The organism is Mycobacterium sp. TH-M11 (genome assembly GCF_057473725.1).
This window is the reverse complement of the sequence record NZ_JBYCLD010000078.1, coordinates 1-20,066: the sequence shown is the minus strand read 5'-3', so window position 1 is coordinate 20,066 and position 20,066 is coordinate 1. Positions and strand designations below refer to the sequence as shown.

The following is a 20,066-nucleotide window of genomic DNA, read 5'->3' as shown; positions in this document are numbered from 1 at the left end:
CCTCGGCGGATTTGTCGGGCCGATTCGTACCCTCAAGACATGAGATCAGCGGTCAGCGCCGACGAGGCACGGGAACGGATCAACACCGCTCTCGATGCGATCGACGCTGCCCACGACCTGTTGCGCGCGACGCCGTCGGACCTGTCGGGCAACAGGTTTCGCGTCGACGTAGCCGAACGCCTGGAGACGCAGCAGCGCACCAACCGCGGCTTGATGTACCGCATCTTCGCCGAGATCGCCGAGCCGCCAGACGAGGTCGCATCGATCGCGCAAATGCGATCGATGTTGTGGCGGCGACTGCGGGTCACGCCCAATGAACTCACCCGCCGGTTCAAGCTTGCCGCTCGGATCCGGCCGCGACGTTCGTTGACCGGTGAGACGCTGCGGCCCGAGTTGCCGCACTTGGCAACCGCCGTCGAGCTGGGAAAGGTCGGTGACGACCACATTCGATCGGTATGCCGCGCAATCGATGTGCTGCCGGCATGCGTATCACCGGTCGATGTCGAGGCCGCGGAGCGCACGTTGGTCAAGCACGCAACCAACGTCGACGCGGGACTCGTCGCCAAGCTGGGTGAGCGCATCGCCGATTACCTCAATCCCGACGGTCTGTTCAGCGACGAGGACCGCGCCCGTCGCCGTGGGGTGCGCCTCGGCGCTCAAGGGCCCGACGGGATGTCGCGGCTGTCCGGATTGCTCGACCCCGAAGCCCGCGCGTACTTCGAGGCGATCGAAGCCGCGGTGCGCCCAGGCCGTCACCAGCCTGAAGCAGACTCCGAAGCACGCGATGACCGCACCCCCGCACAGCGCTGCCACGATGCGCTCAAGCTCGGCCTCCGTGCCGCGATCGAATCCGGCGGGCTCGGTGTGCACCGCGGCCACCCGGTTACTGTCGTCGTCACCACGACGCTGACCGAACTCACCAATGCGGCTGATGCCGCGCCCGCGAGAACCGGTGGCGGGTCGCGATTACCGATGCGAGATCTCATCCGCATGGCCGCCGACGCAATTCATTACCTCGCTGTATTCGACGACCACACCGAGCGGCCGCTGTATCTGGGCCGTCAGAAGCGCCTCGCCACACACGACCAGCGACTTATTTGCTACGCCCGCGACCGCGGCTGCACACGCCCGAATTGTCTCGAATCGGGCTATCGCTGCGAAGTTCATCATCCGGACGGCTGGGCCCGCGGGGCCCGCACCGATGCGGACGAGCTTTACTTTTTGTGCGGGCCGGATCATGCGATGGTCAGCCGCGGCGAGGCCCGCACGGTTGTCACCAAGGAGGGCCGGCTGGGCTGGACCGACGGCAGCGGCCCGCCGGAAGTCAATCACGCTCACCATCCCGACGAGCTACTCCGCGGCGATCCTGACCCGCCCGAGGAGGCCGCTTAAGCCTCGAATGCGCGCAGACTTCCGTCCAACACCTGCAAGTGCCCGATCGTCCGCCCGGTGACCACCGTCGAACTCAACCGTGACAGCTCGGCGGCCGCACGCGCGAATTCTTGCGCGGTCGAAACCTCCTCGAATTCGCGGGCGTAGTACGAAAGACCAGGCGTCATAATCGCTTTGGACGGCGACAGCGCATTAACCGCGATGTTGTGCGGCGCCAGATCGTAGGCTGCGCAGGATGTCAGGTGCTCCAGCGCCGCCTTGGACCCGCCGTAACCGGGCAACACCCCGGCACCACGATCGGGATAGGGCCCATCGCCCGGAAGCCGTGACGCCACCGAGCTGATGTTGACGATCGATCCGACGCCGGCGGCAATCATGTCCGGGCAGACCAGCTGGATCAGCTCGTAAACGGCGAACACCGCGATCTCGAAATGCCGGCGATACGCGCCCAGCGGTGTGCCGAGCACCGGCGGAAAGCCCGCCTTGACCCCGCGCGAGGTCGTCTTCGCCGCTTTGGGACGTGCGTCGTCGCCGGGTCGGGGCGGGCGTCCCGGCGCCGTGAACGCAGCATTGTTGATCAGAATCGTGATAGGACCCAAAGCATCTCGGGCCTGGTCGACCAGCCGGGCGATGTCGTCGCGGTCGAGCAGGTCTGCGCGGATCGCAACCGCGCGCCCACCGGCCGCCTCAACCTCAGCGACGGTCTCCCCGATTGTGCCGGGAAGCCTTTCGTCCCAAACGTTTTCGGTGCGGCCAACCACCGCGACCGCTGCGCCGTCGGCAGCCAGCGCCAGTGCGATCTCGCGGCCGAGCCCGCGACTGGCGCCAGTGACGATCGCGGCGCGGCCATCGAGTCGTCCCGTCACCGGCCCGACCCTACATCGCGGGTGACGCCGTGCACGAGAATTGCGGCCGTCTGGTCCACCCATGAGTCGTCGAGCGGTCCGTCGGGACTCAGCAGCATTCGCAACAACGTCGACCCGCCGATCAACTCGATCAACCGATCCGGGTCGACGTCTGAATGCACCTCACCCCGGTCGACCGCCTCGCTCAGTCGCGTCCGTACTGCGGTGAACAGACCCGCGAACCGCGACATCACCCGGGCGTTCAACTCGGGGTCGGCGCTCATATCGGCGATCAGACCGGGCAGCGCGGCACGGACCACCGGAGTGGTGAAGACGTCGCGCGCCGCCGCGATCATCGCCCGCAGTTCAGCGGCCATCCCCCGGGTTGGACCCACCAGCGCCGTCGGCGCCACCGGGAACGCCGCCTCGTGCACCAACTCGGCCTTGCTCGACCACCGGCGATACAGCGCCGTCTTCGTCGTGCCGGCGCGCTCCGCGACCGCGGCCAAGGTCAGATTCGAATAGCCTATTTGCACAAGCAGATCCGCGGTCGCCGTCAATATCGCAGCGTCGATACGCGGGTCCCGCGGCCGCCCGGCGCCCGCGGCCTTGTCAACCGCGGATGGGTCTGCTTTCATAACGCTACCCACCGTATCGTAATTGCCTCACGAAGGAGGCGCTCCGTGCCACACGAACCTGTCCTCGATCAGGTCGACAAGCTCCAGCGGTCCAGCCGCGACGTTACGACGCTGCCCGCGGTGATGTCGCGGTGGTTGTCGACGGTGCTCCCGGGCGGCGCTGCGCCGGAGATCACCGTGGAGAGCGGTATCGACTCCACCGGCATGTCGTCGGAGACGATCATCGTGACCGCATGTTGGGATCAGGACGGCACGCCGGTCAGCCAGAAGCTGGTGGCCCGAGTGGCGCCCTCCGCCGAGGATGTCCAGGTGTTCCCGACGTATCGGCTTGACCACCAATACGAGGTGATCCGCACGGTCGGCGAGCTGACCGACGTCCCCGTGCCCCGAGTGCGCTGGCTGGAAAAGACGGGCGAGGTACTCGGCACGCCGTTCTTTGTAATGGACTACGTTGACGGCGAGGTGCCGCCGGACGTCATGCCCTACACCTTCGGCGGCAACTGGTTCGCCGACGCCCCCGCCGAGCGCCAGCGTGAACTGCAGGACGCGACGGTCTCGGTGCTGGCATCGTTACATTCAATTCCAGATGCCGAGAGTACTTTTGGCTTCCTGGCTGATGGACAGACTGGCGACACCGCCCTGCGCAAACACGTCAACTGGGTCCGGTCCTGGTACGACTTCGCGGTGCCCGACATCGGCCGATCAGCTTTGCTGGAGCGCACATTCAACTGGCTGGAGGACAACTGGCCCAGCCAAGCCGACGCCGCCGAACCCGTGCTGCTGTGGGGCGATGCCCGAGTGGGCAACGTGCTCTACCGCGACTTCAAACCGGTGGCGGTGCTGGACTGGGAGATGGTGACGCTGGGTCCCCGAGAGCTCGATGTCGCGTGGATGATATACGCGCACATGGTTTTTCAAGAGCTCGCTGGCCTCGCGAGCTTGGACGGCCTGCCCGGGGTGATGCGCGAAGACGACGTCCGCGCCACCTACCAGCGCCGCACCGGTGTCGAAATCGGCGATCTGCACTGGTTTTACGTCTACTCCGGGGTGATGTGGGCCTGCGTCTTCATGCGCACCGGCGCGCGACGGGTGCACTTCGGCGAGACCGAAAAGCCCGACAACGTCGAGTCGCTGTTCTACCACTCCGGACTGATGAGACGTCTCATCGGAGAGGATCAGTAATGCCCCATTCACTCGGACCGCTCGACGAGTTCCCGGTTCACCAAGTCCCCCAGCCCATCGCGTGGCCGGGTTCGTCGGACCGCAACTTCTACGATCGCTCCTACTTCAACGCCCACGACCGCACCGGAGACATTTTCGTCATCAGCGGCATCGGCTACTACCCCAACCTCGGAGTGAAGGACGCGTTCCTGCTCATCCGCCGCGGCGACACCCAGACCGCGGTGCACCTGTCCGATGCCATCGACTCCGACCGGCTCAACCAGCACGTCAACGGTTACCGCGTCGAGGTCATCGATCCGCTGCACAAGCTGCGGATCGTTCTCGATGAAACCGAAGGCATCGCAGCCGATCTCACCTGGGAAGGCTTGTTCGACGTCGTCCAGGAGCAACCGCACCTGATGCGCTCCGGCAATCGGGTCACACTCGACGCGCAGCGCTTCGCCCAACTCGGCAGCTGGAGTGGCCGTATCATGTTGGACGGCAAAGAGATTGCTGTTGACCCGGCCACCTGGATCGGCAGCCGCGACCGATCCTGGGGCATCCGGCCGATCGGCGAGCCCGAGCCGGCGGGACGGCCCGCCGACCCGCCGTTCGAAGGCATGTGGTGGCTGTACGTGCCAATCGCCTTCGAGGACTTCGCGATCGTGCTGATCATCCAGGAGGCGCCCGACGGGTTCCGTTCGCTCAATGACTGCACGCGGATCTGGCGCGACGGACGCGTCGAACAACTCGGCTGGCCGCGGGTCAAGATTCACTACAGGTCCGGCACGCGTATTCCGACCGGCGCGACGATCGACGCGACCAGGCCCGACGGCACGCCGGTTCATTTCGACGTCGAGTCCAAACTGCCGGTGCCGATTCACGTCGGCGGCGGATACGGCGGCGACTCCGATTGGCTGCATGGCATCTGGAAAGGCGAGAAGTTCACCGAACGGCTGACCTATGACATGACCGACCCGGCGATCATCGGTCGGTCAGGCTTCGGCGTCATCGACCATGTCGGGCGCGCCGTGTGCCGCGACGGCGACGGCGAACCGGTCGAGGGCTGGGGCCTCTACGAACACGGCGCGCTCGGGCGGCACGACCCGTCAGGATTCAAAGACTGGTTGACGGTTGCGCCTTAACGTAATTCGTCGATGATCGCCGACAGGGTCTGCAACCCTATCGGTGCCGCCTGGTAGAGGCAGACGGTGTCGGAGACCCCCTTGACGCGGTCCCGGATGTGCCGGGCGACGTCGGCGGGTGTACCGCAGGCGGCGATGGTGTGCAGCATCTCGTCGTCGATGAGACCGCCCATCTCCGTCCACCGGCCCTGCTTGGACAGCGTGTTCAGTTCGGGCTGCAAATCCTGCCAGCCGTGGGCGGCCAGCACCGGCCGATACGCCGGCGTCGATCCGTAGAACCCCAGCAGCGCCCGCGTCCGCGCGTGCGCTGCTTCGATTTCGGCGTCGGTGTCACCAGACGAGACGATGATCTCGGGCAGCACGGTCAGGTCGGCGGCCTGCCGGTGCGACGCTGCCAGCGCGTCACGCACGACAGGCATGGTGTGTTCATGCAGGAATCGCTTGGAGCCGAACGGCATCACCAACAGGCCGTCGGCGTGCTGCGCTACCGCCCGGGTCAATCGCGGACCGAGTGCGCCGACGTAGATCGGTGGCGGGCCGAAAGGGTTCGGCCCGGGATTGAAGGTCGGCGTCATCAGAGTGTGGCGGTAATAGTCGCCGCGGAAGTCCAACCGCTGCCCGGAGTTCCACGCCGCGAAGATCGCCCGCAGCGCCGCGATGAGTTCGGTCATCCGGGCCACCGGTTGGTCGAATTCGGCCCCGAACCGCTTCTCGATCTGCGCGCGGATCTGCGTGCCCAGCCCGAGTGTGAACCGGCCGGAGCTCAGCAACTGATGGTCGTTGGCCTGGTGGGCCAGGTGGATCGGGTTGCGCGGAAACGCAATCGCCACGTTGGTCATCAAGTTCAGGCCCGACACAGTCGCGGCCAGCGTCAACGGCGCGAAGACGTCATGCGGGCCTTCGAAGGTGGCGACGCCCGCGGCACCGGCGTCGCGAAGCTCCCGTGCGCGCTCTGCCGCGTCGGCCAGGCCGTATAAAGCTGCGAAGACTTTCACCAGGCCTGACATTACGCAGCAACGATGGGGTTGACTGAAGGGCATGCCCGATGTCACCTGGACCGCAGACGTCGTCGTCGTGGGCGCCGGTTTTGCCGGGCTCACCGCCGCCCGCGAACTGGCCCGACTCGGCCACAAGGTGCTGGTGCTGGAGGGCCGCGGCCGCGTCGGCGGGCGGTCCTACACCGGTCAGATCGCCGGGATCCCGGTGGACATGGGCGGCACTTTTGTGGGGCCCACCCAAGACGCCGTGCTCGAATTGGCCGCAGACCTGGGCATTGCGACCGTTCCGACGTACCACAACGGCGCGAACCTGATCCGGTGGCGCGGCGCGGTGCGGTCCTATCGCGGCACCATCCCGCGGTTGTCGCTGGCCGGCCTCCTCGATCTCGGCCGCGTGCGTTGGCAATTCGAACGCATCTCGAAGAGCGTGTCGCTGGCCGAGCCGTGGAGCGCCCGGCGCGCCGCCACGTTGGACAGCCAGTCGTTGGGTCAGTGGTTGCGGTCGGTGCGGGCCGGTGCCACCACGCGTGACCTGCTGGCGATCATGGCGCGGGTGACATGGGGCTGCGAGCCCGACGACGTGTCGATGCTGCACGCGGCCCGCTACGCCCGGGCCGCCGGTGGCCTGGACCGGATGCTCGACGTCGAAAATGGCGCCCAGCAGGACCGGTTCCCGGCCGGCACCCAGCACATCGCCGACGCCGCGGCGGCCGAACTCGGTAATCGCGTCGTGCTGCACGCTGCTGTACAACGCATCGACTGCCACGCCGACGGGGTGGCAGTGACCAGCGAAAAAGGCTGCGCTGATGCGAAGTTCGTCATCGTCGCCGTTCCGCCCGAGCATTGGAACGTCATCGAATTCCAACCGGCACTGCCCGCCGAGCACCGACAGTTACCGACGCATTGGCCGCTGGGCCGGCTCAGCAAGGCCTACGCCGCCTACCCCTCCCCGTTCTGGCGCGCGAAGGGCTTTTCCGGCGAATCGCTGTCCGACACCGGCCCGGTGTTCATCACTTTCGACGTCAGCCCCGCACCCGACGGTCCCGGGATTCTGCTGGGTTTCGTCGACTCCCGCAGCTTCGATGCGCTGCCGAGCGACCGACGACGCGAGCACGCGCTGGAGTGCTTCGCGGCGATCTTCGGAGACGAGGCCCGCACGCCGATCGACTATGTCGAACACCGTTGGGGTGCTGAAGAATTCGCACCTGGCGGCCCGACGGCCGCAGTACCGCCAGGTTCGTGGACACGCTTCGGACCGATGCTGCGGCGCCCGGTCGGACCCATCCACTGGGCCGGCACCGAGACCGCCGACGAATGGACCGGCTTCCTCGATGGAGCGGTGCGTTCTGGCCGGCGAGCCGCCGCCGAGGTTGCTGCCCGCCTCTGAGCACATTGCCTACCGGGCACATTGCCTACCGGGCGCGTGACCTACTGGGCGCGCCGCAGCCGCATTGAGTCGGCCAGCCCGCGCAGTTCCCGGTTGACCTCGAGCGGCCGTTCCAGCATCGAGCAGTGGCCACCAGGCAACTCGACCAGGCCCACCAGGTCCGGTGCCGCGGCGGCGATCCGGCGAGACTGAACCAGCGGTGTCAACCGGTCGCGTTGACTACCGATGACCAGCGTCGGCACGGTCAAACCGGTCAGGTCGATGTGGCGGCGCCCCATCGCCTCCACAAGCGCCTTGCCGCAGCCACCCCGGCCGGCCGGCGACGTGGCCCTGAACAATTCGAAGATCAGCGATGCGACCGCGCGGTCTGCGTCGGCACCGACCGCGAGCATCGACACCATCTCCCGACTGGCCCGCTGCACGCCGGGGGGAACCGTGAGCGAACCGAAAATGCTGATCAGCGCGCGCCCGCCCAAAATCCGCGCCGCAGCAAACGGCGGCGGCACCGGCAGCAGTCGCACCTCACGCAGCAAGTCACCGGTCGTGGTGTTGATCAGCGCGACCGCGTCCGCCCGGGCCGCAACTTTGTGCCGGTAGTGGTCTGACCAGGCGGCAATTGCCATGCCGCCCATGGAATGTCCGGCGAGAACGGCGCGCTCCCCCGGCGCCAATGTGGCATCGAGCACCGCGTCGACGTCGGCGGCCAGGTGGCTGAGGCTGTAGTTGCCGCGGCGCGGAAGCCCGCTCCGACCATGACCTCGATGGTCGAACGCGATCACCCGGTAATCGTTGGCCAGGTCCGCGATCTGGTAGGCCCACGCCCGAATCGCGCAGGTGATGCCGTGCGCGAGAACGATCGGATAGCCGCCTTCGGGACCGAATACCTCAGTGTGCAGCCGCGTTCCGTCTGCCGAGCGAACCTGCACGGTGCGACTCGGCGGCAACGCCGCAGTCAGGGAATGCGGCGTGGCCGCCATCCGCGAAGACCTCATTGCACTCCCCTCACGTGCGGCCACGTTGCCGCGCGAGGTGAGCCTATCGGAGCGGGCTGTCCGATGTCGGTCAAATTTGACTGTGCCGACATTTTTCCGGTGCAGCACGGATGAACCCTGTAGTTCAGCCGCACCTCGTCGGCGGTGTGCCGGCTGCTGCCGAGCGCAACAGAGATTCGATTTTGAAACGTCGCGGTGTACGACCGCCATAGACTCTCACCAACGGGCTCAATCGGGACGACGTCGAATCACAGAGCGGAGAAAACATGAGCACCATCGAAGCGGATACAGCGGCGCAGACCCCGTCCGCGCAGGAGTCGCAGCGGACGTTCGACAGCGACGTAGCCGCAACCCAGGCTTATTTCGACAGCCCTCGCTTCGACGGAATCACCCGCCTCTACTCCGCGCGCCAAGTCGTCGAGCAGCGCGGCACCATTCCGTCGGACTACATCGTCGCGCGGGAGGCCGCCGAGGCCTTCTATCCGCGGCTGCGCGAACTGTTTACCCAAAAAAAGAGCATCACCACCTTCGGCCCGTATTCGCCCGGGCAGGCCGTGGCCATGAAGCGGATGGGCATCGAAGGCATCTACCTCGGCGGCTGGGCCACCTCGGCAAAGGGTTCTATCAGCGAGGACCCCGGCCCCGACCTGGCCAGCTACCCGCTGTCGCAGGTGCCCGACGAAGCTGCCGGCTTGGTCCGCGCGCTGCTGACCGCCGACCGCAACCAGCAGTATCTGCGCCTGCGGATGAGCGAGGAACAGCGGAAGAGGACGCCCGCGGTCGACTACCGGCCGTTTATCATCGCCGACGCCGATACCGGCCACGGCGGCGACCCGCATGTGCGCAACCTGGTCAAACGATTCGTCGAGGCCGGTGTGCCCGGATATCACATCGAAGACCAGCGGCCCGGAACCAAGAAGTGTGGGCACCAGGGCGGCAAGGTTCTAGTGCCGTCGGATGAGCAGATCAAGCGCCTCAACACTGCCCGCTTCCAGCTCGACATCATGCGGGTGCCCGGCATCATCGTGGCCCGCACCGACGCCGAGGCGGCCAACCTGCTCGACAGCCGCGCCGACGAGCGCGACCAGCCGTTCCTGCTGGGCACCACGAACCTGAAGATCCCGTCGTACAAGTCCTGTTTCCTGGCGATGGTCCGCCGCTTCTACGAGTCCGGGTTCAAAGAACTCAACGGCCACCTGCTCTACGCGCTTCCCGAAGGCGAATACGCCGCCGCCGACTCGTGGCTGGAACGCAATGGCATCGTGGAGCTCATCACGAAGGCGGCCGCGTCGCCCGACCACGCGCAGGAATCTGTCGACGCCGTGTTCGATGAGATCGAGTCGAAGTTCGTCGACGCGTGGCAACTCGACGCCGGATTGCTGACCTACGGCGAGGCGGTCGCAGAACTGCTCGAATTCTCGGAGAGCGAAGGCGATTCCAAGGAGATGAGCGCCGATGAGTGGCGTAAGTTCGCCCAGCGCGCGCCGCTCTACACCGCCCAGCAGAAGGCCAAGGAGTTGGGTGTCAACGTCGCGTGGGACTGCGAGTTGGCCAAAACACCGGAGGGCTACTACCAGATTCGCGGCGGCATTCCGTATGCGATCGCCAAATCGCTTGCGGCGGCCCCATTTGCCGACCTGCTCTGGATGGAGACCAAGACGGCGGACCTGGTTGACGCCCGCGAATTCGCAGACGCGATCCATGCCGTGTACCCCGACCAGATGCTGGCGTATAACCTCTCGCCGTCGTTCAACTGGGACACCACCGGTATGACCGACGACGAGATGCGAGCTTTCCCTGCAGAACTCGGCAAGATGGGCTTCGTCTTCAACTTCATCACCTACGGCGGCCACCAGATCGACGGGGTGGCTTCTGAAGAGTTCGCCACGTCGTTGCGCCAAGAGGGCATGCTCGCGCTAGCTCGCCTGCAGCGAAAGATGCGGCTGGTCGAATCGCCCTACCGCACACCGCAAACACTGGTCGGCGGTCCCCGCAGCGACGCCGCGCTGGCCGCCTCGTCCGGTCGCACGGCGACCACCAAGTCGATGGGTGAGGGATCCACCCAGCATCAGCACCTGGTGCAGACCGAGGTGCCGAAGAAGCTGCTGGAGGAGTGGCTGGCGCTGTGGGGCGACCATTACCAGATCGGCGAGACGCTATCGGTGCGGCTACGCCCCCGGCGCGCCGGCTCTGATGTCCTTGACCTGGGCATCTACGGCAACGACGCAGACGAACCGGTGGCCAATGTTGTCGTCGACCCGATCAAGGACCGGCACGGACGCAACATCCTCACGGTCCGCGACCAGAACACGTTCGCCGAGAAGATGCGCCAGAAGCGGCTGATGGATGTCATCCACCTGTGGCTGATCCACCGGTTCAAGCCCGAGATCGTGTACTACGTGACACCGACCGAGGACAACATCTACCAAACCGAGAAGATGAAGTCCCACGGCATCTTCAGCAACGTCTACCAGGAAGTCGGGGAGATCATCGTCGCCGATGTCAACCAGGCCCGCATCGACGAGTTGCTGGCGCCCGATCGCGAAGCGCTGAAAAAGCTGATCGCCAAACAGGATTAGCCGACCAGGTCGGGATGGAACTTCGCCGCCATGCGGCGAAGTCCGTCCTGCCAGTCCACGGTGCTGGCGCCGACCAGTTCGTGCAGGCGTGACACATCGGTGGGGTTGCCACGCAACGCTTGTGGGCTGACCTCGAACACGGGGTCCTTGCCGATCAGCGAACCGAGGTAGCGACACCAATCCTGCAAGCTGACGGTCTGGTCGCCGCACCAGTTGACCGTGATCGCCGGCACCGACGCGGCCTCGAGCAGCTTGGGAATTGTCGCAATGATGTCGTGTTCGTGAATGGGGTTGTAGCTGGCCGGGTCTCCGGCGGGCACCGGGATCGGGATTCCGGCCAGCATCATCTCCATGTGGTAGAACGGCCATCCGCCGTTGTCGCCGTAAGGAACGTTCAGCCGGGCGATGACCGTCGGAATCTGCAGAACGCGCGCCATGGTCCGGGCCACGACTTCGCCGGCAATTTTGGAGATCGAATACGTCGGAAACAACGGCTTGTGGTTGTCGCCCAGAGCAGCGCGCTCGGTGCGCGGCTCGTCGTCCGGTGGGTCGTAGACGGCAGCCGACGAGCAGTGCAGGAACGCTTTCGCGGTGCGGCAGTGCGCCATCAGCAGGCCGACCGACTCCGCGTTGGCGCCCAGATCTTTGTCCCAGTCGCCGCTCTTGGCAACCGCCAGATTGAGCACGTAGTCGAAATCGGTTGGCAAAAAATCGAACTCGCCGGCGGCCAGGTTGACCGTTTCGCAGCGGACGCCCGCTTTTTCCAGTTCCTCGCGGGCGGCGGCGTTGGTGAAGCGGGCGATGCCCCACACCTCATTGTCGGCCGCAAGAGCCTTGGCTACGGGAACGGCAACTTGTCCGGTCGGACCGGTGATCAGGATTTTCGCGTCACGCATTGGCCGATCCTAGGCACGCCGTCGGCCTTGCCGGCGCGGACATCCCGCTGGGTGGGAACAAGCGGACTACACCGGTCGGATTACCGTGAGCTTGACGCGCTTCTCCGCGTCGGCTAGGGCCGCATCTCATAGGCTCCGTCGTAGGCCCGAACCTGCTCCCACACCCGATCGAAGCGGTCGGATTTGGTCACGGGCCTACGCACCGCGGACAGCGCCCAATCCTGCTGTGTCGGGGTGGCACTCGCCTTGCCGTGCAGAGCGACGGCGTACTGCGAGAAGTCGCGGATCTGGACCTCGAAGATCTGATCCACCAGGTCGGCGCCGAGCCCGATGAGTTCCGCTTGCTCCAGGATCAGCTGCCCGTACACCACCAGGGTGAACAGGTGACCGATGACAAGCAGGAAGTCGAGGTCTTTCATCTGCTCAGGGTCGGGCGCCGCGGTCAGCAGTAGCTCCTTGAGAGCGCGGGCCTGCTCATAGAACAGCTCGACGTTCGGGATCTGGGCGTGCTGCTCGTAAACCATTGTCCAGTCGGCGAATTGCACCTTCGACGCGCCGCGCGCCGGTCCCTGAGACCAGAAGAAAGTGTCGTCGGCCGGATCGTTGCGGGTACCGATCTCGGGGTACTCGGCGGGGTTGAGCATGTAGTTGGGCATGAACTTCAGGATCTGCGCGACGTTGACGTGCACGGTGCCTTCGAGTCGCGGCAGCGCACCGATCAGCCGGGCCACTTCGGAGAAGTAGGTGTTCTTCTCGAATCCCTTGGCAGCCAGCACATCCCACAACAACGTGACCACGGCTTCACCTTCGGAGGTGACCTTGGATTTGGTGACCGGGTTGAACAACAGATAGCGACGATCCTCGAGGCTGGCGCTGCGGAAGTAGTCGACGGCGCGATCGCTGAAAAGCTTCATCGCGACGATCCGCGAGTAAGCCTCGACGAAACTGGCCCGCACGTGCGGGAAGTCGGTGACCGGGTTGCCATACAGGATGCGGTTGTTGGCATGAGTGATCGCCTCGTAGAAAGCGTGCTCGCACATGCCGATTGACCCCGAGCACAAGTTGAATTTGCCGACGTTGACGGTATTGAGCGCGGCCGAGAAGGCCTCCGGCCCGGTGCACAAGATGTCCTCTTCGTGCACCGGATAGTCGTTGAGCCGAAAGTTGCTGACAAACATCTGCCCGTGCACGACGTTGCCGATCAGTTCGTAATCTTGGTGTCCGCTGTCGGCGACGAACCAGACGTAGCCGTCCGCACCGTCGACGTCGGTGCGGCGCGAGAACACCGACACCATGCCCGCGACGTTGCCGTTGCCGATGTAGTACTTCTCCCCCGACGCGCGGAACACGACACCTTCATCGTCGTCCGCTTTGGCGGGGGTGAGCAGCAAGTCGGTGTTGTAAATGTCGGCGCCGTGTTCACGTTCGGACAGCGCAAACGCCATCACGCCGCCGGCCTCGAGTTGCGCGGCTGCCTTTTCTTTGGCCTTGATGTTGTCGCTCTGCCAGATCGGCCCGAGGCCCAGAATCGTCACCTGCTCGGCGTACCAATACGACAGCCCGTAGAACCCGAAGATCTCGCTCAGTGCGGCATTGCGAGAGGTGTCCCACCGCTTGTTGGGATCGCCGCCGCCGTACTCCGACGGGGTGAGGAAGGTGGCGAAGATCTTTTCCCGCTTGATGAAGTCGAGGAAGTCCGACACCCACGTCGCCTCGAGGTCGTCGCGGAGCAGCCTGACCTTGCCGCGGCTCTCGAACCAGTCGATCACCGCCCGCAGCTGGCGCTTGGTCTCCGGGTCGAAATGCGACGGATCGTAGGTGTTCGGATCAAAGAGCAGTCCCATGGGCGTCGAATCTAGCGTCGCAGATCTCGGGAAGCTAACGATTGGGCGATCACGCGGCGTGGGAACGGGATGCTGGTGGTCACCCGTGTTGTCCTGACAACCATGTCCTCCTCTCTGCCATGCGCCCGGCGCATCGCCGTCGCCGCAGCGGCCTGCGGGGCACTGCTCGCGATCGGCACACCTCATGCCGCTGCCGATCCGGCCACCGACGCGCTCGGCTTTGTCGACTCCTCGGCACGCTGCACCGCACCCAACACGGCAGTCGCCATCGGCAGCACGGCGAACTCGCGGGTCGCGATCTGCAAGAGTCCGGCCGGCCAGTTCGGCTACCACGGCGTACGGATCAGCGACGGCGCGAAACTGGTCGCCGCGGCCACGGCGGAGCCCGACGGCAGCTATGTGGCCAAGCAGGACGGCGTCACCTACACGGTCACGTCGAGCGCGCTGGTGGTCAGTGACGCGGGCGGAGTGATCCGGCGTGAGCCGATGACCTCCTACCACGGTCCCAAGACCGCGCAGGCGCCGGCAGTGGCCCCGACCTCGACCGCGCAGGCGCCGACGGTGCCGTTGCCGCCGCCGCTACCCGCCGAAGTCGGCGGCGGCAGGCGCTGACTGATCGCCGCGACGCCGCGTAGGCGGGGATGAAGCCGGTCTCGGTGCACTATTAATCTGTCGTCAGGCGTTCGTCCAACGAAGGTGAGGCCACTCCATGAACACCATCCGGAAAACTTCAGCGGCCGCTGCGGCCGCGTTGGGGCTGCTCTCGTTGTCGAGCGCCGGGATCGCGCACGCCACCGAACCGAACTACTTCTACAACAGCGACAACAGCATGCAGGTCTCCTACGGGCAGGGCGGCGGCGCCATCTTCGCCACCGTTGTCGATCTCCGAAACCCGCCCGGCGCAATTGAGGTCTGCCAGTACCACGCCGTGGGAGTCCAGGGCACGCCCGCGCTCCCCTTCAATCGCCAGACGACGGTCACCGGCCCCAATCCGTCCCCGCCGATCACGATCATCTTTCAACAGCTCGGCGGACACTACGCCGTCGACGTGAGTTGTCAGGGCACGGGCAATTCGGCGGCCTTCTCCCCCGTGATCTACTGATCCACCAGTTGCGACACGAGCTGCGCGAAGTCGCCCCCTAACGCCTGACCAGGCATTAATGTGCTGGTCGTGAGCACAGGCCGGTCAAGCAGCGGGCGCGGTCGCTGGTTGGCATTTGGCGCGACCCTCGCCATTGCCGCGGGCATGTTCTACGCCCAGAGCACCGAGACGCGGTGTTGCGACCGAAAGCCGATGGCGCCCAGCGCCAGCCCGGTAGCTCGTACGCAACCGGCGCCGGCTCCACCCCCGCAGGCGACGCCCCTGCGGCTGGCCAGTCCCGCCGAATTGAAGGCGCTGACGGCTGATGCCCCCGCGGCGGCCCAGAGTTTCACTTTCGCGCTGCCGGCCGGCGTCGCGCCCGAGAAGGGCCTGCAAGTCAAGACCATTTGGGCCGCGCGCGCGATCAGTTTGCTGTTTCCCCAGATCACTACGATCGGCGGATATCGCCAAGACGCGCTGAAGTGGCATCCCGGCGGGTTGGCGATCGACGTGATGATCCCGAACTACAACTCCGCCGAAGGCATCGAACTCGGCGACCAGATCGCCGGTTACGCGCTGGCCAATGCCAAACGGTGGGGTGTCGACCACGTGATCTGGCGGCAGAAAATCTATCCCGGCCTCGGCAAGCCGAGCTGGACCGCGAATATGGGCAACGAAACCGCCAATCACTACGACCATGTGCATATCGCCACCGACGGCGGCGGTTATCCAACTGGGCACGAGGCGTACTCGATCGGGTCGATGACGCCCAAGCCACCGGCCTGATCGCATGCCGTATCGGCACAATCGAGGGATGGCCGGCGAACGCACGATTCTGCACAACACCAACGTGGTCGACGTCCGTGACGGCAGCATCCGTCGCGGCGTCGACATCATCATCGACGGCGCCACCATCACCTCGGTCGCACCGGCCCTCGTCAACCACCCCGACCGGGTCGCGGTCGTTGACGCGGGTGGAACCTATGCGGTGCCGGGGTTCTGCGACATGCACGCCCATCCGCTGTCAGGTCGCATCGACCCCGAGCCGGCCCTGCGTTTGATGCTTGCCTGCGGCATCACGGGATTTCGCCAGATGAACGGCTCCCGCTCGCTGCTGGGCGACCGCAGCAATGGCCGGCTACGACTCCCTGACGACGGCCCCGCGCTGCTGTCGGCGCCGGGCGAAGTCCTGATCCCCTTCAATGCGGGTCGCAAAGACGTTGCGCTGCAATCGGTTCGCCAGCAGGCAGAGGCCGGCGCCGACTTCATCAAAGTCGCCATGGTGACTCCGGAGGTGTTCTTTCCGCTTCAAGCCGAGGCCGCGAGGTTGGGCCTGACCACGGTCGGGCATCTGCCCGTCGGAATCGACATCCGGGCCGCCTCGGACGGCAGGATGCGATCGATCGAACACCTCGGGCCCGGCCTAGGCATAGTTGCGGCGTGCTGCGATCATCAGGACTCCATCGAGCGCGCGGTCGCGGGCCGCCCGGCACCGAAATTCCCCCGCATGCCGCGGCTGCCATTCGCCGCGCGGCTGATGGACGCGCTGGCGGCGCGGATGCTGGCCAGAGTGGTGATCAATCCGCTGCTGATGGCCAGATCCGCCGACGCCGAGATGATCGCCGACGCCGGTGATTCCTTCAACGATGGTAAAGCCCGCGACCTGGCGAGGATTTTCTTCGCCGACCAGACGTGGCAGTGCCCGACCCTGATTCGCAACCGAACGCAGCAGTTCTGCGACGACCCGACCTATCGCCATCACCCGAACAACCGTTTCGCGTCCACGTCGACGCTGAAGAGTTGGCACAAGGCGGCAGAGAAATACGGCTCGCGCCCGGAAGCGATGCGCACCACGTATCGCCGCCACTATGGGCGGTTGCTGAACATGGTGCGCATCTTCGATGAGGAGGGCGTCAAGATGCTGGCCGGCAGTGACGCCAGCGGAGCCGGTTGGGAAATACCGGGCTTCGCGCTACATCAGGAGTTCGATCAGTTGGCTACGGCTGGGCTGACCCCGCTGCGAATACTCCAGATGACCACGATCAACGCCGCCGAGTTCCTGGGCCGGAGCGACACCATGGGCACGGTCGACCCCGGCAAAGAGGCCGACATCGTCTTGCTGCGGGCGAATCCCCTGCAAGACGTGGCCAACCTGCACGACGTCGCAGGCGTGATCCGGGCCGGTCGCTACTACTCGCCGCAGACGCTGTCGACGACGATCGAATCCATCGCCGAGACCCACTCAGCGGTCTGATCAGCTGGGGATCGGTAAGCTAACGCCAACCCAGAGGGAGAAACATGCAACGTCCGGTCTTGACGATTTTTCCAGCCATTCGGATGGCAGCGTTCGGCATCCCGGTTGCGGCGATGATCCTGGCCGCACCTCTGGTTCACGCACAGACTGACATCGAGGATTCGTGCAAGGCCTCCGGCGGTCAGTACACCCAGAGCCAGGTCAGCGCGCACTTCGGGCAGGACGCGCAGTTACAGGAAACCTGCTGCACCGGCAACAAGTGCACGACCTGGACCAACGGCGTCCAAGGGCCCACCTACGGCGGTTGAGCCGCGAGACCTCCGGCGGGTGTCATCCCGCCGATCATGGGCGGGCAGTCGCCCCGGATGCGAAAAGCCTCGCGGCGTGCGTGAATGGTGGCACGCCGCATCGGCGCGGTCTGGCCAAGCGCAAGGGGTTCCGTGTCCGACAAGACGCCCGACGACATCTTCAAACTCGCTAAGGACGAGCAGATCGAGTACGTCGATGTCCGCTTCTGCGACCTGCCGGGCACCATGCAGCACTTCACAATTCCGATCTATGCCTTCGACGAGACCGTGTTCGAGGAAGGGCTCGCATTCGACGGCTCGTCCATCCGCGGATTTCAGTCGATCCACGAATCGGACATGCTGCTGCTGCCCGATCCGGAAACGGCGACCATCGATCCCTTCCGCACGGCTCGAACGCTGATCGTGAACTTCTCCGTGCACGACCCCTTCACGCTCGAGTTGTACTCCCGCGATCCGCGCAACGTGGCCCGCAAAGCGGAGAACTATCTGGTCAGCTCCGGTATCGCCGACACCGCCTATTTCGGCCCGGAGGCCGAGTTCTACATCTTCGACTCGGTCAGCTTCGACTCGCACACCAATGAATCCTTTTACAAGGTGAATGCGGCTTCTGGGTGGTGGAACACCGGAGCGGAAAAAGAGGCCGACGGAACTCCCAACCTGGGCTATAAGGTCCGCCCCAGGGGCGGCTACTTCCCGGTCGCTCCCACCGACCACTACGTCGATCTGCGCGACGAGATGCTCACCCACCTCACCAACGCAGGGTTCTTTCTGGAGAAAGGCCATCACGAAGTCGGCAGCGGCGGACAGTCTGAAATAAACTACAAATTCAACACTTTGCTGCACGCGGCCGACGACCATCAAATGTTCAAGTACATCGTCAAGCAAACCGCGTGGCAGGCAGGCAAATCCGTCACATTCATGCCCAAGCCGCTGTTCGGCGACAACGGCTCGGGCATGCATTCGCACCAATCGCTGTGGAAGGACGGCGTACCGCTGTTTTACGACAAGGACGGGTACGCCGGTTTGTCCGACGTCGCGCGGCACTACATCGGCGGGCTGCTCTACCACGCGCCGTCACTGCTGGCCTTCACCAACCCGACGGTCAATTCGTACAAGCGTTTGGTCCCCGGTTACGAAGCACCGATCAATTTGGTTTACAGCCAACGCAATCGGTCAGCCTGCGTGCGAATCCCGATCACCGGCAATAACCCCAAAGCCAAGCGCCTGGAGTTCCGCTGCCCCGACGCATCGGGCAACCCGTATCTCTCGTTCGCGGCCATGATGATGGCGGGCCTGGACGGCATCAAGAACAAGATCGAGCCGCCTCCCCCTATCGACAAAGATCTCTACGAACTACCGCCCGAGGAGGCCGGCGACGTCCCGCAGGCTCCGACACAACTGTCCGCGGTGATCGACCGCTTAGAGGAAGACCACGAATACCTCACCGAGGGCGGCGTTTTCACGCCTGATCTGATCGCCACCTGGATCAGCTACAAGCGCGACTACGAGCTTGCGCCCTACAACCTCCGGCCGACGCCGTATGAATTCGCGCTCTACTACGACGTGTGAGCTGGCAATCGTCGGCGGAATGTACAGCGGCTTCACAGCATTTTAGGAGGGCCTCACTGATTGTTCTGGGTTAGCGTTGGAAAACCCCGTCAGTATCAGGAGACTCACCGTGAGAAACTACCTCGTGACTATCGAGTTCGACGACGGTGCGCGCGCGACCACGCAGTACTCGTCGCCCAGCGATGTGCGAACCAAATTGGCCGAAGTCGTCCGGGATTTGACCGACGAGAACGGCATGGAGCACTTCCGCAGCGTGACTGTCGTACAGGCGGCCTGAGCGGTCAGTCGACCGGGTCGGGGGCCCACCGCGGCAGTCGCACCTCGGGCCGCATGGTGGAACGTGCGGCCGCAAGCGCCAGTGCGCTCTCACCGCTGATCACGGTCAGCGGGGGCGGTTGGCCCTTGCGGAGCGTCGCGATCAGTTCGCGATACGGACCGATCAGATAGACGGTGTCGTCGGCCCGCAATTGCGAGTTGCGGCGGGGCCGAAGGCTCACCGCCCCTTCCGGACGAGTGATCGCAATGACTCGGGTCTGCGTCGACATGTCGACCATGCGGAGACCGTCGAGTTCGCTGCCTTCGGCGACCAACATCGCGCCGATCATGAACGATCGCTGACCGACCCAGAACGTGCCCAGCACCTGCAACCCCATCGCGGCACCAATGAACCACGGCGCCGCCAAATCCACGATGGAACGCACGTTTTCGAAACCGAACTGCTGGCTGACCGCCGCGCTGAGCGCCCGGCCCTGCACACGCAGCACGATCGGCTGGCGCGTGTCGGCACCCATGATTTCCAGCAGCACAATACCGGTCCGAATGTTGTCCATGTCGTCTTCAGTCATCACCGCCACGCCTCGGCAATGATCGACCCGCGCGGCTTCCAGCGTCGGGCGCATCGTGGGGTCGCCGAAGATCACCGGCACGTCGAGTTCGGCCAGAGTGGACAGAAACCGGTTGTTCTCGTCACGCTCGAT

19 protein-coding genes are annotated in these 20,066 nt (G+C 65.1%); 12 read left to right on the top strand and 7 right to left on the bottom strand.

Annotated features, from left to right (window positions below; genetic code table 11):
- Nucleotides 1-39: 39 nt before the first annotated feature.
- Nucleotides 40-1,392 (top strand): 13E12 repeat family protein, encoded by a 1,353-nt coding sequence (locus AC2VOG_RS03290; protein ID WP_486938488.1) that lies wholly within the window; start codon nt 40-42, stop codon nt 1,390-1,392.
- Here AC2VOG_RS03290 and AC2VOG_RS03285 read toward each other — a convergent pair.
- Nucleotides 1,389-2,258, bottom strand: coding sequence for an SDR family NAD(P)-dependent oxidoreductase (locus AC2VOG_RS03285; protein WP_486938487.1), 870 nt, complete (start codon nt 2,256-2,258; stop codon nt 1,389-1,391). The two genes, AC2VOG_RS03290 and AC2VOG_RS03285, sit on opposite strands and share 4 nt — an antisense overlap.
- The gene (locus AC2VOG_RS03280) at nt 2,255-2,875 is read right to left on the bottom strand and encodes a TetR/AcrR family transcriptional regulator (protein WP_486938486.1); all 621 of its coding nucleotides are present in this window, start codon (nt 2,873-2,875) and stop codon (nt 2,255-2,257) included. The genes AC2VOG_RS03285 and AC2VOG_RS03280 overlap by 4 nt, the downstream gene beginning before the upstream one ends.
- Before the next feature lie 45 nt (nt 2,876-2,920).
- Here AC2VOG_RS03280 and AC2VOG_RS03275 point away from each other — a divergent pair, with 45 nt between their 5' ends.
- Nucleotides 2,921-4,057 carry a phosphotransferase family protein gene (locus AC2VOG_RS03275; protein WP_486938485.1) on the top strand — a complete coding sequence of 379 codons (1,137 nt, stop codon included), beginning with the start codon at nt 2,921-2,923 and terminating at the stop codon, nt 4,055-4,057.
- Nucleotides 4,057-5,181 (top strand): Rv3169 family protein, encoded by a 1,125-nt coding sequence (locus tag AC2VOG_RS03270; RefSeq protein ID WP_486938484.1) that lies wholly within the window; start codon nt 4,057-4,059, stop codon nt 5,179-5,181. The genes AC2VOG_RS03275 and AC2VOG_RS03270 overlap by 1 nt, the downstream gene beginning before the upstream one ends.
- Here the strand turns inward: AC2VOG_RS03270 and AC2VOG_RS03265 are convergent.
- Nucleotides 5,178-6,176, bottom strand: a complete 999-nt coding sequence (locus tag AC2VOG_RS03265; protein ID WP_486938483.1) for a TIGR03617 family F420-dependent LLM class oxidoreductase — start codon at nt 6,174-6,176, stop codon at nt 5,178-5,180. The two genes, AC2VOG_RS03270 and AC2VOG_RS03265, sit on opposite strands and share 4 nt — an antisense overlap.
- 43 nt (nt 6,177-6,219) lie before the next feature.
- Between AC2VOG_RS03265 and AC2VOG_RS03260 the strand changes: the two genes are divergently transcribed.
- The gene (locus AC2VOG_RS03260; protein ID WP_486938482.1) at nt 6,220-7,566 is read left to right on the top strand and encodes a flavin monoamine oxidase family protein; all 1,347 of its coding nucleotides are present in this window, start codon (nt 6,220-6,222) and stop codon (nt 7,564-7,566) included.
- A gap of 41 nt (nt 7,567-7,607) precedes the next feature.
- Here the strand turns inward: AC2VOG_RS03260 and AC2VOG_RS03255 are convergent, their stop codons facing one another.
- Nucleotides 7,608-8,558: an alpha/beta fold hydrolase gene (locus AC2VOG_RS03255; RefSeq protein ID WP_486938481.1), complete on the bottom strand. Its 951-nt coding sequence runs from the start codon at nt 8,556-8,558 to the stop codon at nt 7,608-7,610.
- Nucleotides 8,559-8,824: 266 nt separating this feature from the next.
- Between AC2VOG_RS03255 and aceA the strand changes: the two genes are divergently transcribed.
- Nucleotides 8,825-11,137: an isocitrate lyase ICL2 gene (gene aceA, locus AC2VOG_RS03250; RefSeq protein ID WP_486938480.1), complete on the top strand. Its 2,313-nt coding sequence runs from the start codon at nt 8,825-8,827 to the stop codon at nt 11,135-11,137.
- On the opposite strand, the gene AC2VOG_RS03245 is transcribed toward aceA, so the two are convergent.
- Nucleotides 11,134-12,033, bottom strand: a complete 900-nt coding sequence (locus AC2VOG_RS03245; protein WP_486938479.1) for an NAD-dependent epimerase/dehydratase family protein — start codon at nt 12,031-12,033, stop codon at nt 11,134-11,136. The two genes, aceA and AC2VOG_RS03245, sit on opposite strands and share 4 nt — an antisense overlap.
- Before the next feature lie 113 nt (nt 12,034-12,146).
- The gene (locus AC2VOG_RS03240; RefSeq protein ID WP_486938478.1) at nt 12,147-13,877 is read right to left on the bottom strand and encodes an acyl-CoA dehydrogenase family protein; all 1,731 of its coding nucleotides are present in this window, start codon (nt 13,875-13,877) and stop codon (nt 12,147-12,149) included.
- Nucleotides 13,878-13,979: 102 nt separating this feature from the next.
- On the opposite strand from AC2VOG_RS03240, the gene AC2VOG_RS03235 reads away from it, so the two are divergent.
- The 7 genes from AC2VOG_RS03235 (at nt 13,980) to AC2VOG_RS03205 (ending at nt 19,366) form a co-directional block, all read left to right on the top strand.
- Nucleotides 13,980-14,489, top strand: coding sequence for a hypothetical protein (locus AC2VOG_RS03235; protein WP_486938477.1), 510 nt, complete (start codon nt 13,980-13,982; stop codon nt 14,487-14,489).
- Between the two features lie 97 nt (nt 14,490-14,586).
- Entirely contained in the window at nt 14,587-14,979 is a 393-nt protein-coding gene (locus AC2VOG_RS03230) for a hypothetical protein (RefSeq protein ID WP_486938476.1), read from the top strand.
- Between the two features lie 60 nt (nt 14,980-15,039).
- Entirely contained in the window at nt 15,040-15,744 is a 705-nt protein-coding gene (locus tag AC2VOG_RS03225) for a VldE C-terminal domain-containing protein (protein WP_486938475.1), read from the top strand.
- A 28-nt stretch (nt 15,745-15,772) separates the two neighbouring features.
- Nucleotides 15,773-17,212: an amidohydrolase family protein gene (locus tag AC2VOG_RS03220; protein ID WP_486938473.1), complete on the top strand. Its 1,440-nt coding sequence runs from the start codon at nt 15,773-15,775 to the stop codon at nt 17,210-17,212.
- A 59-nt stretch (nt 17,213-17,271) separates the two neighbouring features.
- Nucleotides 17,272-17,520: a hypothetical protein gene (locus tag AC2VOG_RS03215; RefSeq protein ID WP_486938472.1), complete on the top strand. Its 249-nt coding sequence runs from the start codon at nt 17,272-17,274 to the stop codon at nt 17,518-17,520.
- A gap of 132 nt (nt 17,521-17,652) precedes the next feature.
- Entirely contained in the window at nt 17,653-19,089 is a 1,437-nt protein-coding gene (gene glnA, locus AC2VOG_RS03210) for a type I glutamate--ammonia ligase (protein WP_486938471.1), read from the top strand.
- A gap of 109 nt (nt 19,090-19,198) precedes the next feature.
- Nucleotides 19,199-19,366 (top strand): hypothetical protein, encoded by a 168-nt coding sequence (locus AC2VOG_RS03205; RefSeq protein WP_486938470.1) that lies wholly within the window; start codon nt 19,199-19,201, stop codon nt 19,364-19,366.
- 4 nt (nt 19,367-19,370) lie between these two features.
- Here the strand turns inward: AC2VOG_RS03205 and AC2VOG_RS03200 are convergent.
- On the bottom strand, nt 19,371-20,066 hold a 696-nt coding region (locus AC2VOG_RS03200; protein WP_486938469.1), incomplete at its 5' end, for an NAD-binding protein.

What these genes read in the sequence shown, in the direction of transcription:
- AC2VOG_RS03260 (WP_486938482.1), top strand. Translation starts at nt 6,220, where the DNA reads ATGCCCGATGTCACCTGGACCGCAGACGTCGTCGTCGTGGGCGCCGGT.
- AC2VOG_RS03270 (WP_486938484.1), top strand. Translation starts at nt 4,057, where the DNA reads ATGCCCCATTCACTCGGACCGCTCGACGAGTTCCCGGTTCACCAAGTC.
- AC2VOG_RS03280 (WP_486938486.1), bottom strand. Translation starts at nt 2,875, where the DNA reads ATGAAAGCAGACCCATCCGCGGTTGACAAGGCCGCGGGCGCCGGGCGG.
- AC2VOG_RS03230 (WP_486938476.1), top strand. Translation starts at nt 14,587, where the DNA reads ATGAACACCATCCGGAAAACTTCAGCGGCCGCTGCGGCCGCGTTGGGG.
- aceA (WP_486938480.1), top strand. Translation starts at nt 8,825, where the DNA reads ATGAGCACCATCGAAGCGGATACAGCGGCGCAGACCCCGTCCGCGCAG.
- AC2VOG_RS03255 (WP_486938481.1), bottom strand. Translation starts at nt 8,558, where the DNA reads ATGAGGTCTTCGCGGATGGCGGCCACGCCGCATTCCCTGACTGCGGCG.
- AC2VOG_RS03290 (WP_486938488.1), top strand. Translation starts at nt 40, where the DNA reads ATGAGATCAGCGGTCAGCGCCGACGAGGCACGGGAACGGATCAACACC.
- AC2VOG_RS03220 (WP_486938473.1), top strand. Translation starts at nt 15,773, where the DNA reads ATGGCCGGCGAACGCACGATTCTGCACAACACCAACGTGGTCGACGTC.
- AC2VOG_RS03245 (WP_486938479.1), bottom strand. Translation starts at nt 12,033, where the DNA reads ATGCGTGACGCGAAAATCCTGATCACCGGTCCGACCGGACAAGTTGCC.
- AC2VOG_RS03240 (WP_486938478.1), bottom strand. Translation starts at nt 13,877, where the DNA reads ATGGGACTGCTCTTTGATCCGAACACCTACGATCCGTCGCATTTCGAC.
- AC2VOG_RS03235 (WP_486938477.1), top strand. Translation starts at nt 13,980, where the DNA reads ATGTCCTCCTCTCTGCCATGCGCCCGGCGCATCGCCGTCGCCGCAGCG.